The sequence below is a fragment of the Kitasatospora sp. NPDC087315 genome (genome assembly GCF_044744345.1).
Lineage (GTDB): Bacteria > Actinomycetota > Actinomycetes > Streptomycetales > Streptomycetaceae > Kitasatospora.
Genome location: NZ_JBIUYD010000002.1, coordinates 299,759 through 317,459 on the forward strand (window position 1 = coordinate 299,759; position 17,701 = coordinate 317,459).

18 protein-coding genes are annotated in these 17,701 nt (G+C 73.0%); 8 read left to right on the plus strand and 10 right to left on the minus strand.

All coding sequences use genetic code 11. The features are described from left to right. Positions 1-146 precede the first annotated feature (146 nt). Positions 147-1,187, minus strand: a complete 1,041-nt coding sequence (locus tag ACIO5D_RS04340) for an ABC transporter substrate-binding protein (protein WP_400793892.1) — start codon at positions 1,185-1,187, stop codon at positions 147-149. A 464-nt stretch (positions 1,188-1,651) separates the two neighbouring features. Here ACIO5D_RS04340 and ACIO5D_RS04345 point away from each other — a divergent pair, with 464 nt between their 5' ends. Further along, positions 1,652-2,434, plus strand: a complete 783-nt coding sequence (locus tag ACIO5D_RS04345) for an IclR family transcriptional regulator (protein WP_400793893.1) — start codon at positions 1,652-1,654, stop codon at positions 2,432-2,434. A 105-nt stretch (positions 2,435-2,539) separates the two neighbouring features. Here ACIO5D_RS04345 and ACIO5D_RS04350 read toward each other — a convergent pair whose 3' ends face one another. The 6 genes from ACIO5D_RS04350 to ACIO5D_RS04375 all read right to left on the minus strand — a co-directional run bounded on the left by ACIO5D_RS04350 (position 2,540) and on the right by ACIO5D_RS04375 (position 8,562). Beyond that, complete coding sequence (locus tag ACIO5D_RS04350; protein WP_400793894.1) at positions 2,540-3,343, minus strand: winged helix-turn-helix domain-containing protein; 804 nt, start codon at positions 3,341-3,343, stop codon at positions 2,540-2,542. 82 nt (positions 3,344-3,425) lie between these two features. Then, positions 3,426-3,554 carry a hypothetical protein gene (locus ACIO5D_RS04355; RefSeq protein ID WP_363606393.1) on the minus strand — a complete coding sequence of 43 codons (129 nt, stop codon included), beginning with the start codon at positions 3,552-3,554 and terminating at the stop codon, positions 3,426-3,428. A gap of 527 nt (positions 3,555-4,081) precedes the next feature. Beyond that, the gene (locus tag ACIO5D_RS04360; protein WP_363606392.1) at positions 4,082-4,630 is read right to left on the minus strand and encodes an ATP/GTP-binding protein; all 549 of its coding nucleotides are present in this window, start codon (positions 4,628-4,630) and stop codon (positions 4,082-4,084) included. 121 nt (positions 4,631-4,751) lie between these two features. Then, complete coding sequence (locus ACIO5D_RS04365; protein WP_363606391.1) at positions 4,752-5,219, minus strand: DUF742 domain-containing protein; 468 nt, start codon at positions 5,217-5,219, stop codon at positions 4,752-4,754. Between the two features lie 8 nt (positions 5,220-5,227). After that, positions 5,228-5,647: a roadblock/LC7 domain-containing protein gene (locus ACIO5D_RS04370; protein ID WP_363606390.1), complete on the minus strand. Its 420-nt coding sequence runs from the start codon at positions 5,645-5,647 to the stop codon at positions 5,228-5,230. Next, on the minus strand, positions 5,644-8,562 hold the full coding sequence (locus ACIO5D_RS04375) for a nitrate- and nitrite sensing domain-containing protein (protein WP_400793895.1): 2,919 nt from the start codon (positions 8,560-8,562) through the stop codon (positions 5,644-5,646). The genes ACIO5D_RS04370 and ACIO5D_RS04375 overlap by 4 nt, the downstream gene beginning before the upstream one ends. 578 nt (positions 8,563-9,140) lie before the next feature. Between ACIO5D_RS04375 and ACIO5D_RS04380 the strand changes: the two genes are divergently transcribed. The 4 genes from ACIO5D_RS04380 to ACIO5D_RS04395 all read left to right on the plus strand — a co-directional run bounded on the left by ACIO5D_RS04380 (position 9,141) and on the right by ACIO5D_RS04395 (position 13,033). Then, entirely contained in the window at positions 9,141-10,970 is a 1,830-nt protein-coding gene (locus tag ACIO5D_RS04380) for an AMP-dependent synthetase/ligase (protein ID WP_400649544.1), read from the plus strand. Positions 10,971-11,177: 207 nt separating this feature from the next. After that, on the plus strand, positions 11,178-12,314 hold the full coding sequence (locus tag ACIO5D_RS04385; protein WP_400793896.1) for a polysaccharide deacetylase family protein: 1,137 nt from the start codon (positions 11,178-11,180) through the stop codon (positions 12,312-12,314). 162 nt (positions 12,315-12,476) lie between these two features. Then, positions 12,477-12,809 carry a DUF5753 domain-containing protein gene (locus tag ACIO5D_RS04390; RefSeq protein WP_400793964.1) on the plus strand — a complete coding sequence of 111 codons (333 nt, stop codon included), beginning with the start codon at positions 12,477-12,479 and terminating at the stop codon, positions 12,807-12,809. After that, positions 12,806-13,033 (plus strand): DUF397 domain-containing protein, encoded by a 228-nt coding sequence (locus ACIO5D_RS04395; protein WP_363606384.1) that lies wholly within the window; start codon positions 12,806-12,808, stop codon positions 13,031-13,033. The genes ACIO5D_RS04390 and ACIO5D_RS04395 overlap by 4 nt, the downstream gene beginning before the upstream one ends. 122 nt (positions 13,034-13,155) lie before the next feature. On the opposite strand, the gene ACIO5D_RS04400 is transcribed toward ACIO5D_RS04395, so the two are convergent. Further along, positions 13,156-13,416: a hypothetical protein gene (locus tag ACIO5D_RS04400; RefSeq protein ID WP_400793897.1), complete on the minus strand. Its 261-nt coding sequence runs from the start codon at positions 13,414-13,416 to the stop codon at positions 13,156-13,158. Here ACIO5D_RS04400 and ACIO5D_RS04405 point away from each other — a divergent pair. Beyond that, positions 13,415-13,567, plus strand: coding sequence for a hypothetical protein (locus ACIO5D_RS04405; RefSeq protein WP_400793898.1), 153 nt, complete (start codon positions 13,415-13,417; stop codon positions 13,565-13,567). The genes ACIO5D_RS04400 and ACIO5D_RS04405 overlap by 2 nt on opposite strands. Here the strand turns inward: ACIO5D_RS04405 and ACIO5D_RS04410 are convergent. Continuing rightward, positions 13,549-14,757, minus strand: a complete 1,209-nt coding sequence (locus tag ACIO5D_RS04410) for an FAD-dependent monooxygenase (RefSeq protein WP_400756439.1) — start codon at positions 14,755-14,757, stop codon at positions 13,549-13,551. The genes ACIO5D_RS04405 and ACIO5D_RS04410 overlap by 19 nt on opposite strands. A gap of 188 nt (positions 14,758-14,945) precedes the next feature. Between ACIO5D_RS04410 and ACIO5D_RS04415 the strand changes: the two genes are divergently transcribed. Further along, positions 14,946-15,923 (plus strand): TetR/AcrR family transcriptional regulator C-terminal domain-containing protein, encoded by a 978-nt coding sequence (locus ACIO5D_RS04415; protein WP_400756438.1) that lies wholly within the window; start codon positions 14,946-14,948, stop codon positions 15,921-15,923. A 27-nt stretch (positions 15,924-15,950) separates the two neighbouring features. Here ACIO5D_RS04415 and ACIO5D_RS04420 read toward each other — a convergent pair whose 3' ends face one another. Further along, positions 15,951-16,355 carry a DUF3224 domain-containing protein gene (locus ACIO5D_RS04420; protein WP_363606356.1) on the minus strand — a complete coding sequence of 135 codons (405 nt, stop codon included), beginning with the start codon at positions 16,353-16,355 and terminating at the stop codon, positions 15,951-15,953. Between the two features lie 108 nt (positions 16,356-16,463). On the opposite strand from ACIO5D_RS04420, the gene ACIO5D_RS04425 reads away from it, so the two are divergent. After that, on the plus strand, positions 16,464-17,456 hold the full coding sequence (locus tag ACIO5D_RS04425; RefSeq protein WP_400649571.1) for a helix-turn-helix transcriptional regulator: 993 nt from the start codon (positions 16,464-16,466) through the stop codon (positions 17,454-17,456). Positions 17,457-17,701 lie beyond the last annotated feature (245 nt).

The window sequence follows — 17,701 nt, forward strand, 5'->3', positions numbered from 1 at the left end:
AGGGGTGGGCGAGCGGTCGGGCGGGCGGGCGGTCGGGCGGGCGGGCGGTCGGGCGGGCGACAGGTAACGGGCAACGGGTAACAGAAAACGAAATCTGTTATCCGTCATCTGTTTCCTGTTTTCTGTTTTCTGTTCCCTGCCGCCCGTCAGTCGCGCACAGCCGCGCGACGACGGTCGAGCAGCTCGCGGGCCGCACGCAGCGGCTCGGGGTCGGTCCAGGCACGGATGTCGACGGCCGCGTCGAGGAAGCCCTGGCCGCGCAGGAAGCGCTCCTGCTGCTCCAGCAGACCGAGGCGCTCCTCGGAGAGGTCGAGATGCAGGGCGCGGTGGCTGCCCGCCGCGTACGCCCCGGTGACGCCCTCGGCTCCGGCGCCGGTCTCGGCCTGGAGGATCCGGACCACCTCGGCGGGGTTGTCGACGGCCCAGTCGGCGGCGTCCAGCAGGACGGCGAGGAACCGGACCACCAGGTCGGGGTGGTCGTCCAGCAGACGCTGGTGGACGGTCACCGGGCGGGGCGTGCCGTTGTTCACCCGGGTGCGGCGGTCCGGCGCGGTGTCCAGCTTGACGGCGACCTCGGCGCCGAACCGGCGGGCGGCCTCGACGGCGAGCGCACCCTTGACGTAGACCGCGTCCACCACACCGTCACGCAGCGCGGCGAGTTCGGCGGCCCACTGGCCACCTCCGGGGGCGGCCGGCACATCGACCAACTCGGCTTCGTCCAGGGTGAGTCCGGCGAGCGAGAGGGCGCCGTGCAGCCCGGCCAGGGCCATCGCCCGCCAGAAGTCGATACCGATCCCATGACGTGGGACGGCCAGACGCAGACCGCGCAACTGCCCGGGGGTGGTGATGCCGCTGCCGGCCCGGACCAGGACGACCTGGCGTTCCTCGATCCAGGTGAGGCCGATCAGCCGGGTCTGCTCACCGCGCGAACGGGCCCAGAGCGCCGGGACGTTGCCGCCCTCGCGGAACAGGCCGGTGAGGGCGTGGGTGTAGTGGTGGTCGGCGGCCACCTCCGGCGGCGCGTCCTGGAGCGAGCGGACGGTGATGCCGTCGGCGGCGAACTCCTTGGCGAGCCACCCCTGGTCGGCGGCGATGCCGGTGGCGGTGGGGACGGGGCAGCGAGTGAACCAGAGGGTGTCCGGGGCGGCTTCGGAGGTCGCCTGGGCGCTGGGGGCGTGACTGGGCACGGTGGTGGGGTTCCTCTGCAACGGGGAGTGCGCGGGCGCGGCTGGGCGCGGCACAGGGCGTGGAGCTTCAGGGAGTGCGGGAGGCGCGGGGAGGCGTCAGCGACAACAGGCGCAGGGGGCGGGGCACCGGTGGGTCGTCACGGCGCTGCTCCTTCCTGCGGGTTCGGTGGTTCCTGTGGTCCTGCTCGGTAATGCTTGGTGCTGTTCGGTACTGCCCGGTACTGCTTGGTGCTGTTCGGTGTTGCTCGACACCACTCGGCCTTGCTCGGTCCTGCTCGGTGGCGATGTGCCGAGCGTTCCACGGCAAGGGAGCACGAAGCAAGCCTTTGCCACATGGTGGGATCACTTGTTCATGAACGCCATTCCATTGCAACGCCGCCGACACAATCCCGAAGCACTGGCTGCCATAGTCTGGAAGTGACTTCGGTGAACCAGCCGGAGCGTCGGACAGAACGCGAGGTGCCATGGCCGAGGCCGCCACCGCCGTCCAGAGCCCGCCGGCCGGTGCGCAGGCCGTCCAGCGGGCCCTCGGGCTGCTGCACTGTTTCCACGACAACGGCCCCGACCTGAGCGCCTCGGACCTGGCCCGCCGGATGGGCCTGTCGGTCTCCACCGCGCACCGGCTGGCCCGGACGCTGGTCAGCGCCGGCTTCCTGGAACAGGACGAGCAGACCGCCCGGTACCGGCTCGGCCCGGCCGTCGCCGAACTCGGCCAACTCAGCTTCCACCAGCGGGGACTGCACCTGGCCGCGCCGGAACTGGACCTGCTCGCCAAGCGCACCGGCGCCACCGCGGACCTGGCGATCCGCAGCGGGTCGCACGCGGTGATCCTGGTCGGCGCCTCGGTCCGCCCGGACACCGGGCTCGGGCTGCGCCGGCCGCTGCACTCCACCGCGCTCGGAAAGGTGCTGCTCGCCTGGCCGCGCCAGGGGGACGCGGGCGCGGCGGCGCTCGGCCCGCTGCACCCGTTCACCGACCGGACCATCACCGAACCGGAGCGGCTGGCCGAGGAGTTGGCGAAGGTCCGAATAGCCGGCTTCGCACTCAACGACGGCGAGTCGGCCGCCGGGGTGCGCACCGCGGCCGTCCCGGTCCTGGACCGCTCCGGGCAGGCCCGGTTCGCCCTGGCCGTGCGCTCGACACCGGCCCACCTGACGGACGACCGACTGGACTGGTTCCTCGGGCACGCGCGGACCTGCGCGAGCGCACTGGCCGTCCTGTTGCTGCCGCCCGACCAGCGGGCGTGACCGGCCGCCCGTCGAGCGAATTTCCCTGACGTATCGTCAACGGGGCCGGGCGGGCCTGACGTCCGCGATGGACGAGCGGCCCGCCCGGCCTGGTTCAGCGGCGGTTCACGCCACCGGGGTGTACTTGTAGCCGACCCGACGGACCGTCACGATGCTGTCCCGGTAGGCTGATCCGAGCTTGCGGCGCAGCCGGGCCACGTGCACGTCCACCGTGCGGCCGTCGCCGACGTGGCCGTAGCCCCAGACGGCGGAGACCAGGTGATCGCGGGTGTGCACCCGCTGCGGGTGCTCGGTCAGGTGGGCCAGCAGCTCGAACTCGAGGTAGGTGAGATCGAGCAGCCGTCCGTCGACATAGGCGTTGCGGCGCTCCACGTCGACGGCGATGCCCCGGCCGGCGGGCCGGACCGGCCGGACCGCGGCGGGTCCGGAGACGGCGGCGGCCGCCGCGGCTCCGGTCGGCCCGACGGGCGGAGTCTGGACGACGGCGGGAGCCGTGACCGGGGCCGCCACAAGCGGGTTCTCCGCGGGCACGAGCACCAGGTACCCGACCATCGGGTGCCCGGTCGCGCCGCCGAACTGCGTGCCGAACTGCGCGCCGTACTGGGCGAGCAGAGCCTGCGGCAACGCGCCCTGCGGGAGCGCGGCGACGACGGTGGCCCCCTCCGGCAGCGCGGCGAGCAGGGCCTGCGGCGCCTGCGGAGCCGGGGCGGTCTGCGGGGCCTGGACGGCGGACGGGTGCTGCGAGGCACCGGGGTGCGCGGAGGCGCCGGGGTGCTGGGGAACGGCCGCCGGGCGCTGCGGGGCGGACCCGCCGTGCCATCGTTCGGCGGTCGGGGGGAGGGAGCGGACCGCGCGCAGGTGCGGGGTCGCGGCGGGCAGGGGAAGGGTGGCCGTGGAGGAAGAAGACATGGTGCCGCTCATTTCGCGCGTGACGGACGGGGTGGAGTCGTCTGCGCGTCGACCGGGCGAACTGCCGGGGGCTGATTTGAGGTCAGCGGGCGGAGAGCCGGGACGCGCTGGGCGAACCCGGACACGTCTGGTCGAACAGGTGCGGCTGCCGGGACGGCCAGAACGGCTCGAGGTCGGAGTGACCTCGGCTGCTGTCCACGACGTTGTTCATGCACGTATTCAACCATGTGAACGGACCGTTGCAGCGCACCGGGAGTGTCGCCCCCGTCACGCGGACGGTAGCGGCGGCAGGGCTGGAGCTGGGGCAGGCGAGGTTCACTGGTGCTCTCCGCGAAGCGGGCCGGGGCAGGTGCGGCGCGCCGGACGGGGTGTCCGGTACGGCCGGGTCGACGAGTTGACGGAACGTCAGGAACGTCGGGAAGGGATGGCCCGGTCGACCCGGCGGGCTGTCGACGGACCGAGGGCGGGCTGACCGGTCACCGACAGCAGGCGCTGCAGATGAGCGCGTGGTCGATGTACCGGCGGATCGTCAGCGTCGGCGTGACGGGGGTGGGCACGGTGACGGCACGCCGGTGGTCGACGGTCACGGTGCTGCCCTCCCCCACGGTCTCGGTACGTCCCGGCGGCAGGGCCGGACGGCTTTCGCCCACTGAGCCTTCCACGCCGCGCCGGTCAAGGCAACCTTCCATGCGCCGGACGTCCGGGATTCGGACGGCCGAATGAGACGGCGCGGTCGGCTCAGGCTCCCGCCGACGCCCCTCGGCGGCGTACGGCGGCGTGCTCGACCAGCGTGACCAGCAGCTCCTTGCCGTCCTCGCGGCGCCGGGCGTCGCAGAGCAGCACCGGGATGTCCGCGTCGAGGTCGAGCGCGTCGCGGACCTCCTCGGGGGAGAACACCTCGGTACCGTCGAAGCAGTTCACCGCGACCACGAAGGGGATGCCGCGCTGCTCGAAGAAGTCCACCGACGGGAAGCAGTCCGCCAGCCGCCGGGTGTCGGCCAGCACCACCGCGCCGAGCGAGCCGCGCGCCAGCTCGTCCCAGACGAACCAGAACCGGTCCTGGCCGGGGGTGCCGAACAGGTAGAGAGCGAGCCCGGGCCGCAGGTCGATCCGGCCGAAGTCCATCGCCACCGTGGTGGTCCGCTTGGCCTCGACACCCGCGGTGTCGTCCACCGGGCGGCCCAGCTCGCTGAGCTCCTCCTCGGTGCGCAGCGGGCGGATCTCGCTGACCGAGCCGACCAGCGTCGTCTTGCCCGCGCCGAACCCGCCCGCGACGAGGATCTTCACGGCGACGGCCGGTCCGCCGCGCCAGCGCGGATCGTTGGCCCCCGGGCCGGCGGGAACGGCGGCACCGGTACTACCGGCGGCACCGGGACCGGGACCGGAAAAGGCGGCGGAAGCAGCGGCGTCAGAGCGCACGGAGTCCATTGATCACGTCTCGCAGCAGGCGCTCGTCCGGCAGCTCGGCGAGCGGAACGGGTCGGGTGACGCTGATCAGCTCGGCGTCGTAGAGGTCGCCGAGCAGCACCCGAACCACACTGACCGGCAGGTCGGTGTAGGAGCCCAGCTCGGCGACGGACAGCGGCTCCCGGCGGCACCAGGCCAGGATGGTCTGGTGCTCCGGGTCGAGCACGTGCGCGGGCACGGCCCCCGAACCGGGTCCGGGCTCGACGGCGGTGATCAGCGAGATCAGGTCGAACAGGCCGTCCTCGACCGGTCGGGTACGGCCCCGGGTCATCGAGTACAGGCGCACCACCGGGCCGGCGTCGTCGTCGAACCAGCGCTCGTCGACCGGGGTGCGCGGCCGGAACAGGTCGACCTCGGGCTCGTCCCCGCCCGGGTCGTCCCGCTCCCGCCTCGGCTCGTCCTCCGCCATCGGACCGCTCATCTCCCCGGCGGGGCGGTCTCGGTGCGCGGCTCGGCGGCCAGGTGCTCACCGACCCGCTTGACCAGCAGGGCCATCTCGTAGGCGATCTGGCCGATGTCCGCCTCGGCCTCGCTGAGCACGGCCAGGCAGCTGCCGTCGCCGGCGGCGGTGATGAAGAGGAACGCCTCGTCCAGCTCGACCATGGTCTGCCGGACGCCGCCGACCTTGAAGTGCCCGCCGGCGCCCTTGGCCAGGCTGTGGAAGCCGGCCGCGACGGCGGCCAGGTGCTCGGCGTCCTCGCGGTCGAGGTCGCGGGACGCCCCGGTGGCCAGTCCGTCGCTGGACAGGATCACCGCGTGCCGCAGGGCCGCGACGCGCCCCACCAGGTCGTCCAGAAGCCAGTTGAGGTCCCCGGACGGCTGCGTCGAAGTGGTCATGAATCTGTTCCTTCCGCTGGAGCGGGTGGTGCGGGTGGTGCGGGTAGTACAGGTGGTGCGAATCGTGCCGGCGGTGCGGGTGGTACGCGGCGCGCCAGGGGGGCCGACGCGCCGCCGGACGGCGCGGGCAGAGCGGCCGGCGCGGGCGCCGGGGAGATCGCCCGGCGGGCCGGGTCGGGCGGGCTCCAGGTGGGTACGGCGGCGGGCCGGACGGACGATCGGGACGATGCGGCCGGCGTGCCCGAGGCAGGCGGGGTGCCCGTACCGCGGCCTCGGGTGAAACCGCGCTGGAAGGAGGCGAAGGTCGCCCGCGCCTCTTCCGGCAAGCGCTCGCGGGCGGATTCGGCACCGGCCGCGGCCCTCTCGGCCTCCTGTCCGGCACGTTCCTTGAGCTGCGGGGCGAGGTTGGCCTGCCGGATGCGGCGCGGCAGGGCACCGTCGGCGGGCCGCCGGTCGGCGGGGCCGGAGTCCGCTGGTCGGGAGCCCACGACACCGGGGTCCACCGGGCCGGCGTCGGCAGGACCGACGTCAGCAGGACCGGAGCCCGCCTGCGGCACACCCGTCCGGCGGTGCCGGCCGGTGCCGGACACGGTCTCACCGTTCGGCGCGGGCACCAGCACCGGCCCGCCCTTGACCCGCGCCCGGCGCGGCAGACCTCCCGGCGTCCGGGTCGGTTCGGGCGCCGACGGACGCGGCCCGCCACTCCCCCGGTGCCTCCCGCCCTGCGCCGCCTCGGCCGCACGGCCGCCGCCCCGGGCACCATCGGCGCCCTCCGCACCGAAATCGCCGGAATCACCTGAATCACCGAAATCGCCGAGGCCACCGGATCCGCCGACCTCGCCGAGGCCACCGCCCTCGCCGCCCAGCGCGGGCACGGCGACCAGGTCCCGCTGGCCCCGCCGGGCCTGGGCGGCCCTGGCCTGGGCGGGCCTGGCCTGGGCGGGCCTGGCCCTGCCGCCGACGGCGGACGCGGCGGACACGGCCGACGCGGCGGCCGGGGGTTCGGGCAGTCCGTCCGGCGCCTCCGCCAGCAGCTCGCGCGGGATCAGCACCACCGCGGTGGTCCCCCCGTACGGCGAGGGCCGCAGATGGACCCGGATGCCGTGCCGCCGGGCCAGCCGGCTGACCACGAACAGCCCCAGCCGGTCGGTGTCCGCGAGGTCGAACTCCTGCTCCACCGCGAGCCGTTCGTTGATCTCGCCGAGTGCCTGCTCGCTCAGTCCGAGCCCCCGGTCGTCGATCTCCAGCGCGAAGCCGTGCGCCACCACCTCGCCCTGGACGGTGACCTGGGTGCTCGGCGGGGAGAACACCGCCGCGTTCTCGACGAGTTCGGCGACCAGGTGGGTGACGTCCGCGACCGCGCTGCCGAGCAGCCCGGTGCCGGGGAACGGCCGGACGGTCACCCGGGCGTAGTCCTCCACCTCGCCGACGGCGGCGCGCACCACGTCCACCATCCGCACCGGCTTGCGCCAGGCACGCCCCGGCGACCCGCCCGCCAGGATGATCAGGCCCTCGGCGTGCCGCCTCATCCGGGTGGTGAGGTGGTCGACCTTGAACAGGTCCTCCAGCTCCGCCGGGTCCTCGGTGCGGCGCTCCATGGTGTCCAGCAGGGTCAGCTGGCGGTGCAGCAGCACCTGGCTGCGCCGGGCCAGGTTGACGAAGACCGCCGCGACGCCGCGCCGCAGTTCGGCCTGCTCGACCGCGGCCTCGACGGCGGCCCGCTGCACCGCGTTGATCGCCCGTCCGACCTGCCCGACCTCGGCCGGCCCGAACTGCAGCTCCGGCGCCTCGGCCGCGACGTCCACCGCCTCGCCACGCCGCAGCCGCAGCATCACCGAGGGCAGCCGGGTACCGGCCAGTTCGTTCGCCGCGTTGCGCAGGCCGATCAGCTCGCGGACCATGCCGCGGCCGATCCGGTACGAGATCATGATCGAGAGCACCACCGCGACCAGGCCGATCGCACCGGCGATGCCGCCGCGCCAGAGCAGCCCGATCGCGTACGAGCGTTCGCGGTCCCCGAGGCTGCCGGCCAGCCGGGAGTTGATCGCGGCGAGGTCGTCCAGCGCCCGCTCGGCGGTCTCCCGCCAGGAGTCGCCGCCGATCGCCCGGACCACCCGGTCCGGGCCGCCGGCGCCCACGAAGTCGGCCTCGGCACGGGCCAGCGCGGCCCACGCCTCGCCGCCGCGCAGCGCGATGTAGTCGGCCTGGTCGACCGGGTCCAGCTCGGCGATGTAGACGGTGAACAGGGCCTGCTGGTTGTGCAGGGCGTCCAGCGCCACCTGGTACTGCTCGGCGGTGACCCGGCCGGTGGTGGTGCGCAGCCCCTCCATCGCCGCGTCCTCCTGCGCGAGGTACTCGCGGGCGCGCACCAGTTCGTTCAGGATCGTTCCCTGGCGGGGCAGTTGGCCGCTCTGGCGGGCGACGTAGGCGGACCGGAAGCCGAAGGTGGGCTTGATCAGGTCGCTGTACTGACCGAGCGCGAACTCCCAGTTGAGCGCCGTACGGTTGATCTGGCCGCGCAGCGGGGCGAGTTGGTCGGCGGCGGCGAGGATCTGCACATAGCGGCCGCGCTGGGCCGCGTCCAGCCGGCCGGCCGCGCCGCTGTCCTTCTTGACCCGCAGGACGGCGAGGTCACGGTCGGTGACCGCCTGGGCCTGCTCGAAGGCGTCCCGGGCGGCCCGCGAGCCGGGGTCCGCCAGCCGCTGGACGGCGGCGCGGCGTTCGTTCTGCAGGTCGTCGGCGTACCGGTCGACCGGCGTCCCGAACTCCTTGTACGTACTGCTGACCTCCAGCTGGGTCCAGACGTCTCCGGTGGTGGCGAGCGTCGCGTACACCCACAGGGCGGTGAGCGCGACGATGGGCACCAGGAGCAGCGCGATGATCTTCGCGCGGATCGAGCTGCTGCGCAGACGCATGGAGTCCTCGGTCGGGAAGTGCCAGGCGCGGACGGGGAGCGGTTCGAGGCTTCGGGAGCCCGGACGGAGGTCGGCTGACGGTCGGCTGGGGGTGGTGGCTGCGGGTCGGCTGCGTGTCAGGATCTCGGCCGGATCACAGTCGGATCGCGGCGAGATCGCAGTGAGATCGCGGTCGGCTGGAGGCCGGCTGGAGGTCGGTTCGCGGACGGGTCGTGGGCGGGTCGTGGACGTCGGATCGGGCCCGGCCGGGAGGGCCCCGGTCGCAGGTCTGCGAGAGCCTACTACGCCCTGACCACTCGTTCGAGGGTCGAATGCCCACTCTTCGCACCCCCGCCCTGATCATGTCCGAATCATCCCCGACATCCCGGATTCACCCATCACGCGCCCTGCCCGGACCGCTCCCCCCGGCGGCACTTTCCCCACGCGCCGGTGCCGATCTCGTCGCGTCACGGTCACAACCCTGGGCAGTGGCAGAGCAATCCGATAGTTTCGCTGCACCTGCCCGACCGTCCAGCGCGCCGCCGATCCGGACGCCCCACGGGCCCGGCAGGCAGGGCCGCAACAGGATCGGGGGCGATGTGCGCGAGTTCACCACCCCCGCCCTGGACCGGCCCCCGGCCGCCGGCGGACTGGCCGACTCGCTGTACGACACCGCCGAACGCACGCCCGAACTGGTCCAGCTGGCCCGCCAGGACGAGGGCTCGCAGGAGTGGCGCGAGGTCACCGCGCTGGCCTTCCGCGACGAGGTGCTGGCGCTCGCCAAGGGCCTGCTGACCCGGGGCGTGCGGTACGGCGACCGGGTCGCCCTGATGTCCCGCACCCGCTACGAGTGGACGCTGTTCGACTACGCGCTGTGGTCGATCGGCGCGATCCCCGTCCCGATCTACCCCACCTCGGCGGCCGAGCAGGTCCGCTGGATCCTCGCCGAGACCCAGGCGGTGGCCTGCGTGGTCGAGGACGAGGACCACGCCATGACGATCGGCGCGGTCTGTGACGCGCTGCCGGACCTGACCGGCATCTGGCAGCTGGACCGTGACTGCGTCACCGCGATCACCGAGGACGGGCGCGGGGTGCCCGACTCGCTGGTCCACCGCCAACGGCTCGGCGTCGCCGCCGAGAACATCGCCACCATCGTCTACACCTCCGGCACCACCGGCCCGCCCAAGGGCTGCCTGATCACCCACGCCAACCTGACCGCCGAGGCCGACAGCCTGATCGGCGGCTGGGCCGACGTCTTCCAGGACACCGGCGGCGGCCAGCCGTCCACCCTGCTCTTCCTCCCGCTGGCACACGTCTACGCCCGGGCCGTGCAGGTCGCGGCGATGCGCGGCGGGTTCCGGCTCGGCCACCTCCCCGAGGTCTCCACCGACGTCCTGTTACCCGCCCTCGCCTCCTACCGGCCCACGTTCCTGCACGCCGTGCCCTACATCTTCGACAAGATCTTCCAGCAGGCCCGGCGCTCCGCCGAGCGGGCCGGGCGGGGCGAACTCTTCGAGCAGGCCCGGCAGGTGGCCGTCGACTGGGCCGCCGCCCGGGAGCGCCGCGCGTTCGGCCACGGCCCCGGCCCGGGCCCCAAACTGCGGTTACGGCACCTGGCGTACGAGCGGACCGTCTACCAGCGGCTGCGGTCCGTGCTCGGCGGACGGGTGCGCACCATGGTGTGCGGCGGCTCGACGCTCCGGCGGGAGCTCGGCCTCTTCTTCACCGGCATCGGCCTCAACATCTACGAGGGCTACGGCCTGACCGAGACCACGGCCGCGATCACCGCCAACCCGGCCGGGCGGCAGAAGCTCGGTACGGTCGGCCACCCGCTGCCCGGCGCCTCGGTGGCCATCGCCGACGACGGCGAGGTGTGGGTGCGCGGCGGCAGCGTCTTCGGCGGATACCTCAACCACCCGCGCTGCACGGCCGAATCGCTGCACGACGGCTGGTTCGGCACCGGCGACCTCGGCTCCCTGGACGAGGGCGGCTACCTCTCCATCACCGGCCGCAAGAAGGACCTGATCGTCACCAGCAGCGGCAAGAACCTCGCCCCCGCCGCCCTGGAGCAGCGGGTCCAGGCGCATCCGCTGGTCTCCCAGTGCCTGGTGGTCGGCGACGACCGCCCGTACGTGGCCGCGCTGATCACGCTCGACCCGACGGCGCTCGCGCACTGGCTGAAGAGTCACGGGCGCGGGCAGCTGGACACCTGGGCGGTGCTCGCCGACGAGGAACTGCACGCCGAGATCCAGCGGGCGGTGGCGGCGGCGAACACCGCGGTCTCCCGGGCCGAGTCGATCCGCGCGTTCCGGCTGCTGCCAAGGGAGTTCAGCCAGGCCCAGGGGCTGGTCACGCCCTCGCTGAAGCTGCGGCGAACGGTGATCACGGAGTTCCACCGCCAGGACATCGAGGAACTGTACGTCCCCTGACGGTTCGTCTTGTCCCCTTTGTCGTCGGCCGTACGGCGATCGTTCGACCTGCCGCTCCCTTGACGATCCGAGTGGTCCAGTCCATTGTTTTGCCTCGGTCTGAGTGCGGCACGCCAACGGCTCCCGCCCCTCGGGGAGCGCCCCAACCCGTTCCGACGCGCCCTCCCCACGGGTGCGTTTCCCCCACGCAGGAGTCCCCACTTGTCCATGTCCTCGCGCCTGTCCGCGCTCGCCACGTGCGCCGCGCTCACCGTCTGCGGCCTCGCCGCCCCGGCGTCCGCCGACACCGGCCCCACCAGCCCCACCGCCCCCGCCGCTCCCACCGTCAACCTGGCCACCAACCCCGGCTTCGAGATCCCCGCCTCCTCGCTCGCCGACTGGGGCAGCGTCCCCGGCTGGAGCTGCGCCGGCGGCCCCGCCGAGGCCGCGGCCACCACCGCCGCCCCGCACTCCGGCAGCTCCGCGCTCACCGTCACCCCGGCGGGCGACAACTCCACCGGCGAGTGCGCCCAGACCGTCTCCGTCCAGCCCAACACCACGTACACCGCCTCGGCTTGGGTACGCGGCAAGTTCGTCTACCTGGGCGCCACCGGCACCGGCCGCGACGTCGCCCCCGCCTGGACGGAGAACACCAACGGCGGCTGGCAGCAGCTGACCACCCGTTTCACCACCGGCCCCACCGCGCGCACCGTCCGGCTGTACGTCCACGGCTGGTACCAGCAGGGCCCGTTCTCCGTCGACGACGTCCGGGTGGACGGCCCGGCCCCCGCCCCGGCGACGGCCACCCCGTCCGTCCCGACCAAGGACAAGGTCGTCTTCTTCACCGTGGACGACGGCTGGCAGCGCACCCCCGAGGCGGAGCAGTTCATCGCCGACCACAAGCTGCCGATCACCGCCTTCCCGCTGCCGATGCCGGCCGCCGCCGACCCCGGCTTCTTCCAGCGGGTCACCGCCGTGCCCGGTTCGTCCATCCAGGACCACAGCGTCTCCCACCCGGACCTCACCACGCTCTCCCCCGCCGAGCAGCAGGTCGAGATCTGCGACGCCCGCGACTCCCTGACCCGCACTTTCGGCACCGCCCCCACCGTCTTCCGCCCGCCCTACTTCACCTGGAACGCCGACACCCTCCAGGCCGCCGCCAACTGCGGCATGCGCACCGTCCTGACCGCCGACGCCGACTTCAGCTGGGGCGCTTCCAACGTCTGGCACGAGGGCCCCTTGCAGCCCGGCGACATCGTCCTGATGCACTGGACCGACACCCTGGCCACCGACCTCCAGCGCGCCCTGGCGGCAGCCGACGCGGCCGGCCTCAAGCCGGCGGGCCTGGCCTCCTACCTGCGCTGACTCCTGGGCGCGCCGCCAGCCCCGGGGGGACCGGCGGCGCGCCTCACAGCATCGGGCGGTCCCCGGAGAGACGGTGCGCATGCCACCTCCGGGCCGCCCCACCCATGACCCGATCCCCTTGCCGGCACCGCACGTTGGCCAGGGCGAAGGCATCCAGCTGTCCTGCACCAACGATTCGCCATAAAGCCCGTCGTCATGCGCGAGTCACTACGTAACCTCCTTCATGTCCCGGACCTGCCGAACGTCACGATCCAAGTCATGCCACTCAGCTCTACGCCCCACCCAGGGAGCGCGGGCCCTTTCAGCCTGATCAGATTCCGGGGCCCGGTCCCAACTGTTGTGGTCTTGGAGAACCTGATCGGCGCGACCTACATTGAGGACGCCCACGGCGTGAAGAGCTACACCACCGCGTATGAGCGGATCGTTGCTGCAGCTTTGTCTCCTGACGACTCGCTCGCACTGATCGCACACCTAGAAAAAGGAAAACGGACATGAACGCCGAGTCCTCCAAGGCCGAGCTGTACGCCATCGACCTCTCCAACGCGGCCTGGACCAAGTCCTCTGCCAGCGTGGGCGAGCATGAGTGCGTCGAGATCGCCGTCCTCCCCAACGGCGCCCGCGCCGTGCGCGACTCCAAGAACCCCGACCGCCCGGCCCTCCTGTTCACCGAAACCGAGTGGCACGCCTTCCGCACCGGCGTCATCGCCGGCGAACTCTGACGCCCAGCTGTCCACGATCGAGCCACCGGCCACCCTGAGTCGAGACGCCTCCCACCCGGCCGCCACTCACGCGGGCGCCAGCCCCGGTCAGTACGGCCAACGACGCACGCGACTGATGTGACTCACCGGCGGCCGACGGAGAGTCGGCCCCCGGCTGCGGGAAGCCGCCGACACCTCACGAAACCGGCTATGGGCCGGTCAAACACCGGTGCCACCAGGCACTTCCCGCCCCCCAAGGACGCGAACGGATCCGGCGAGATCCGCCGTACGAACACGGTGCGCCAGCTCTCGAAGCCCGCGAGGTCGGAACTGCCCACCGGGACATCCACCACATCCATCCGGCCGTCTTTGTCAACGACGAACACATTCACGGACAAGCTCATGGTCCCAGTCGATCACGGCTGCGAAGCGCCGGTCCACCAGGCCACCGGGCCGACCGGCCCGACCCGGGCGAAGGAGCACGGCGGCGCCGTCCCGGCGAAGGCCGTTCGCCCCGGCCGCGCCCGCGCCGGGTACTACAGCGCGGGTGCGTGACCGTACTCGGGCAGGGTGATGTCTCCGGCCTTGGCGAACTGCGCGGCAAGCAGGTTCCGCATCGGCCAGCGGTTCATCGAGCGCATCGAGAGGTCCCGCAAGCGGATGGCTAGCGCGCTGGAGGGCGCGTATCCCGAAGCACCGCCGGGCGGCAGTCGCTGGGCCTGGCCGACATAGGGGCGCATCACCCGGTCGTAGTTCCGGAAGGCGGCACGGTGGTCTCCGTCGGCGGTGGCGAGCTCGCCGGCCAGCACGTAGGCGCCGACCAGGGCCACGCTCGTTCCCAGACCGGTGAGCGGCGTCGGGCAGTAGCCGGCGTCACCGAGCAGCACCACCCGGCCGCGAGACCAGTGGTCGAGCCGCACCTGGCCCATGGAGTCGAAGAAGAAGTCCGGCGCGGTGCGCATCGCCCGCAGCAGCCGCGGGACCTCCCAGCCCGCACCGGCGAATCGGTCGGCCATCATGTCCTGCTGCGCGGCGGTGTCGTGGCGGTCGTAGGCGATCGGTGGCGACCGGAAGCTGAGGCCGGCCTTGATCTCTCCGGGGAGGCGGCCCGGACGGGCCGACGCGACGAGCCCGCCGGGTGCGTTGTACATCTGGAACCAGCCGTCGAGGTCCAGCTCATCGGTGGCCGTGAACCAGGCGGTGTACACGTTCAGCGGGCGGACGTACGCCGACTCCGGGCCGAAGGCCAGTGCGCGCACCGCGGAGTGCAGCCCGTCCGCCCCGACGACCAGGCCGTATCGACGCGGCTCGGCTTTCTCGAAGGCGACGGTGACGCCGTCGTCGTCCTGGTCGAGCGCGGTGATGGTGTCATCGAACAGGTACTCCGTCTCCGGCAGGGTCGCCTCGTACAGCAGGCGGCCGAGGTCGCCGCGCAGTATCTCGATCTCCGAAATGATTCCCTCGCCGCCGAAGCTGTCCGCCGTCATCCGGGCGGTGTGCCGGCCGGAGGCGTCGACGAAGGCGATGCCACGCTGGTCGACGCTGGTCGCCCGCGCCTGCTCCAGCAGTCCCATACGCGCCATCACGGTGCGCCCGGCGCCGCGCAGGTCCACGGTCTGGCCGCCCGGCCGCGGCGCGGGCGCGCGCTCGACGACGGTGACGGTGATGCCTGCCCTGCGCAGCCAGTACGCGAGCGCGGGCCCGGCGATGCCGGCGCCGGAGATGAGTACGTCGGTGTTCCCCATAGCGCCGAATGTACGGCGTACACATGAGATCAGACAAGCCAGGAAACCATTGCCACCAAGGCGAGTTGACCCTTAGGTGCACTAGTGCTGGAGCGCCTGCTCCACCCGGACGGGCACGGTTGGGGAGAACACCGAGCTGGGGACTAGGGTGGTGCGCGTTCAGGTGCACTAGTGCGGAGGGGACGCCGGTGAGCGGACAGCGAGCGCCACGCTGCGGCCAGATCGTCGCCGAACTGCGGCAGCGGATCGAGGCGGGCGAGCTCGCACCGGGCGACCGGGTGCCCTCGACCCGTGAGATCACCCGGCAGTGGGGCGTCGCGATGGCGACCGCGACAAAGGCGCTCACCGAGCTCCGCCGCGAGGGCCTGGTCCGCGCGGTCCCGGGCATCGGCACAGTCGTCGAAGCCGGGCGCCGCCCCGTGGGCACCGGCCCGCTCCCGGCCTCGCCTCACCCGGACACACCCGCCGCCCCGGCATCGTCCACCCACCGAAAGCGCGGCTCGGACCAGACGCTGACGGTCGGGCGGATCGTCGCTTCGGCCGTCGCGGTCGCCGACGCGGAGGGAGTCGCCGCGGTCTCCATGCGCCGGGTCGCCGCCGATCTCGGGGTCGCGACCATGTCGCTGTACCGGCACGTGGCCGACAAGGACGACCTGCTGATGCGGATGCTGGACGCGACCCTCTCCCAGTGGCCGTTCCCCGCCGATCCGCCGGAAAGCTGGCGGGACCGGCTCACGCTGGCCGCCCGAACGCTGTGGGACATGTTCCGTCGCCACCCGTGGCTCGCGCCGACCCTGTCGGTGACCCGGCCCCAGCCCGTCGCCGGCGCACTGCCCTTCACCGAGTGGGTGCTCACCGCCCTGGACGGCCGCGGTCTGGACCTGCAGACGATGTTCACCACCCACCTCACGTTGTTCAACTACGTTCGCGGCACCGCTGTCAACGTCGAGCTGGAGGCGGAGGCGGAGGCGCTCAGCGGCCAGAACAACGAGGAGTGGCTGGACACCCAGGAGCCGGTGTTCCAGGCCATCCTGGCCACCGGTCGATTCCCCACACTCGCGCGGCTCACCACGGCCGGGTACGACTTCGACCTGGACGAGCTGTTCGAGTTCGGCCTGCAACGCCTCCTCGACGGCATCGCCGCACTCCTCGAGGAGACGCCCTGAGCCGACGCCGCCGGCACCGCCGGGCGGTCAGCCCAGCTCGTACCCGAAGGTGTACTCGACGGCGGGCGTGCCGTGGCGGGAGGTGAAGCTCCCCGTCCCGCGCAGGCCGGCCAGTTCGCCCGTGCCCGAGCCCGGCACCACCTCGAAGGTGCAGCGGGTGGCCTCCGCGTCGAAGGTGCCGCGCTCCTCCAGCGCGAACGAGCCCTTGCGGCCGTCGACGGCACCCGTCACAACCTCCATGCCGGTGAACGTGCCGACGCTCTCCCCGACATACACGATGGCGTACTCGCAGGTGGTACCGGCCGCTTCGATGCCCCCGGTGAAGCTGTTGGCGACGGAGGCATGGGCGAGCCTCGGCGTTCCGTCGGCCGGGCCGACCGGGGCCTCCTCCCAGTTGGCGAAGGTGAACCGGCCGCTGGTCTGCGTGGGCATGCGCGTTCCTTTCGATCCGCCGCACGGCCTGATCCGTGCGGCGAGGCGTGATCAGCTTCCCGCCCGTACCTGACACCTCGTGTCAGGTACGGGCGACACAATGGCCCCATGCGCGCCGACCGGCTCCTCTCCCTCCTCCTGCTGCTCCAGACCCGTGGCCGGATGACCGCCCCCGAACTCGCCCGCGAGCTGGAGGTTTCGGTCCGCACCGTCTACCGCGACATCGAGGCCCTCGGCGCCTCCGGTGTCCCGGTCTGCGCCGACCGCGGCCCCGAGGGCGGTTACCGGCTGCTGGACGGCTATCGCACCCGGCTCACCGGGCTCACCGATGCCCAGGCCGGGTCGCTGTTTCTGGCCGGCGCACCCGGCCCGGCGCGGGAGCTCGGCCTCGGCGCCGACCTCGCCGCCGCCCAGCTCAAGCTCCAGGCCGCCCTCCCCGCCGAACTGGCCGGGCGCGCCCGGCACATCCAGGACCGCTTCCACCTGGACGCGCCCGCCTGGTTCCGGGAGGCCGACCCGGTGCCGCACCTCGCGCAGATCGCCGAAGCCGTCTGGGAACAGCGCCCGCTGCGCACCCGCTACCGCCGCTGGCGCGGCGAGGTGGACCGCGAGCTGCACCCGCTCGGCCTGGTCCTCAAGGGCGGCATCTGGTATCTGGTCGCGCGGGCCGGCGAAACCGTCCGGACGTACCGGATCTCCCGATTCCTGGCCGTGGAGACGGAGCCGGACGCCCCCGAACGGCCGGACGCCTTCCATCGGCCCGCCGGCTTCGATCTGGCCGCCTACTGGCAGGAGTCGTCCCGGCGGCTGGAGGCCGCCTGCCACCGGCAGACGGCCCGGGTCCGGCTCTCCCCACTCGCGCAGAAGCTGCTGCCGGCCCAGTTCGGCTCGGCGGGTCTGCGCGCGCTGGAAGGGGCCTCCCAGCCGGACGGGGCCGGCTGGGTGGAGGCGGACCTGCCCGTCGAGACGGAGTCCGTCGCGGTCGGCGACCTGCTCCGACTCGGCGCGGAGGCCGAGGTCCTGGGCCCGCCCGGACTGCGCGCGGCCGTCGCCCGCGCGGTCGCGGCCCTGGCGGACCGCTACCCGGACACGGGCTGCTGACCTCCTCGATCCGTGCCTGGACGCGCCCGGCGATCCTCCCCAGGAGCTGGCTGTCGCGGTTGTCGTCCGCGCGGGCCCTCCGCGCGGCCGGGATCCCACCGCGGTGTCCGGCCACGGCTCCGGGCCTCAACAGACCACCGACCCCCTGCCATCAGGGATTTCGCGGCCCCGCCGCACTCGCCTCCGGTATCCAGGTGTGCCCCCTCCGTGGCCGAAGCGCGATCCGCCCTGGCGAGACTCGTGCG

What these genes read in the sequence shown, in the direction of transcription:
- ACIO5D_RS04345 (WP_400793893.1), top strand. Translation starts at nt 1,652, where the DNA reads ATGGCCGAGGCCGCCACCGCCGTCCAGAGCCCGCCGGCCGGTGCGCAG.
- ACIO5D_RS04350 (WP_400793894.1), bottom strand. Translation starts at nt 3,343, where the DNA reads ATGTCTTCTTCCTCCACGGCCACCCTTCCCCTGCCCGCCGCGACCCCG.
- ACIO5D_RS04355 (WP_363606393.1), bottom strand. Translation starts at nt 3,554, where the DNA reads ATGAACAACGTCGTGGACAGCAGCCGAGGTCACTCCGACCTCGAGCCG.
- ACIO5D_RS04365 (WP_363606391.1), bottom strand. Translation starts at nt 5,219, where the DNA reads ATGGCGGAGGACGAGCCGAGGCGGGAGCGGGACGACCCGGGCGGGGAC.
- ACIO5D_RS04370 (WP_363606390.1), bottom strand. Translation starts at nt 5,647, where the DNA reads ATGACCACTTCGACGCAGCCGTCCGGGGACCTCAACTGGCTTCTGGAC.
- ACIO5D_RS04375 (WP_400793895.1), bottom strand. Translation starts at nt 8,562, where the DNA reads ATGCGTCTGCGCAGCAGCTCGATCCGCGCGAAGATCATCGCGCTGCTC.
- ACIO5D_RS04385 (WP_400793896.1), top strand. Translation starts at nt 11,178, where the DNA reads ATGTCCTCGCGCCTGTCCGCGCTCGCCACGTGCGCCGCGCTCACCGTC.
- ACIO5D_RS04395 (WP_363606384.1), top strand. Translation starts at nt 12,806, where the DNA reads ATGAACGCCGAGTCCTCCAAGGCCGAGCTGTACGCCATCGACCTCTCC.
- ACIO5D_RS04405 (WP_400793898.1), top strand. Translation starts at nt 13,415, where the DNA reads ATGGTCCCAGTCGATCACGGCTGCGAAGCGCCGGTCCACCAGGCCACC.
- ACIO5D_RS04400 (WP_400793897.1), bottom strand. Translation starts at nt 13,416, where the DNA reads ATGAGCTTGTCCGTGAATGTGTTCGTCGTTGACAAAGACGGCCGGATG.
- ACIO5D_RS04410 (WP_400756439.1), bottom strand. Translation starts at nt 14,757, where the DNA reads ATGGGGAACACCGACGTACTCATCTCCGGCGCCGGCATCGCCGGGCCC.
- ACIO5D_RS04420 (WP_363606356.1), bottom strand. Translation starts at nt 16,355, where the DNA reads ATGCCCACGCAGACCAGCGGCCGGTTCACCTTCGCCAACTGGGAGGAG.
- ACIO5D_RS04425 (WP_400649571.1), top strand. Translation starts at nt 16,464, where the DNA reads ATGCGCGCCGACCGGCTCCTCTCCCTCCTCCTGCTGCTCCAGACCCGT.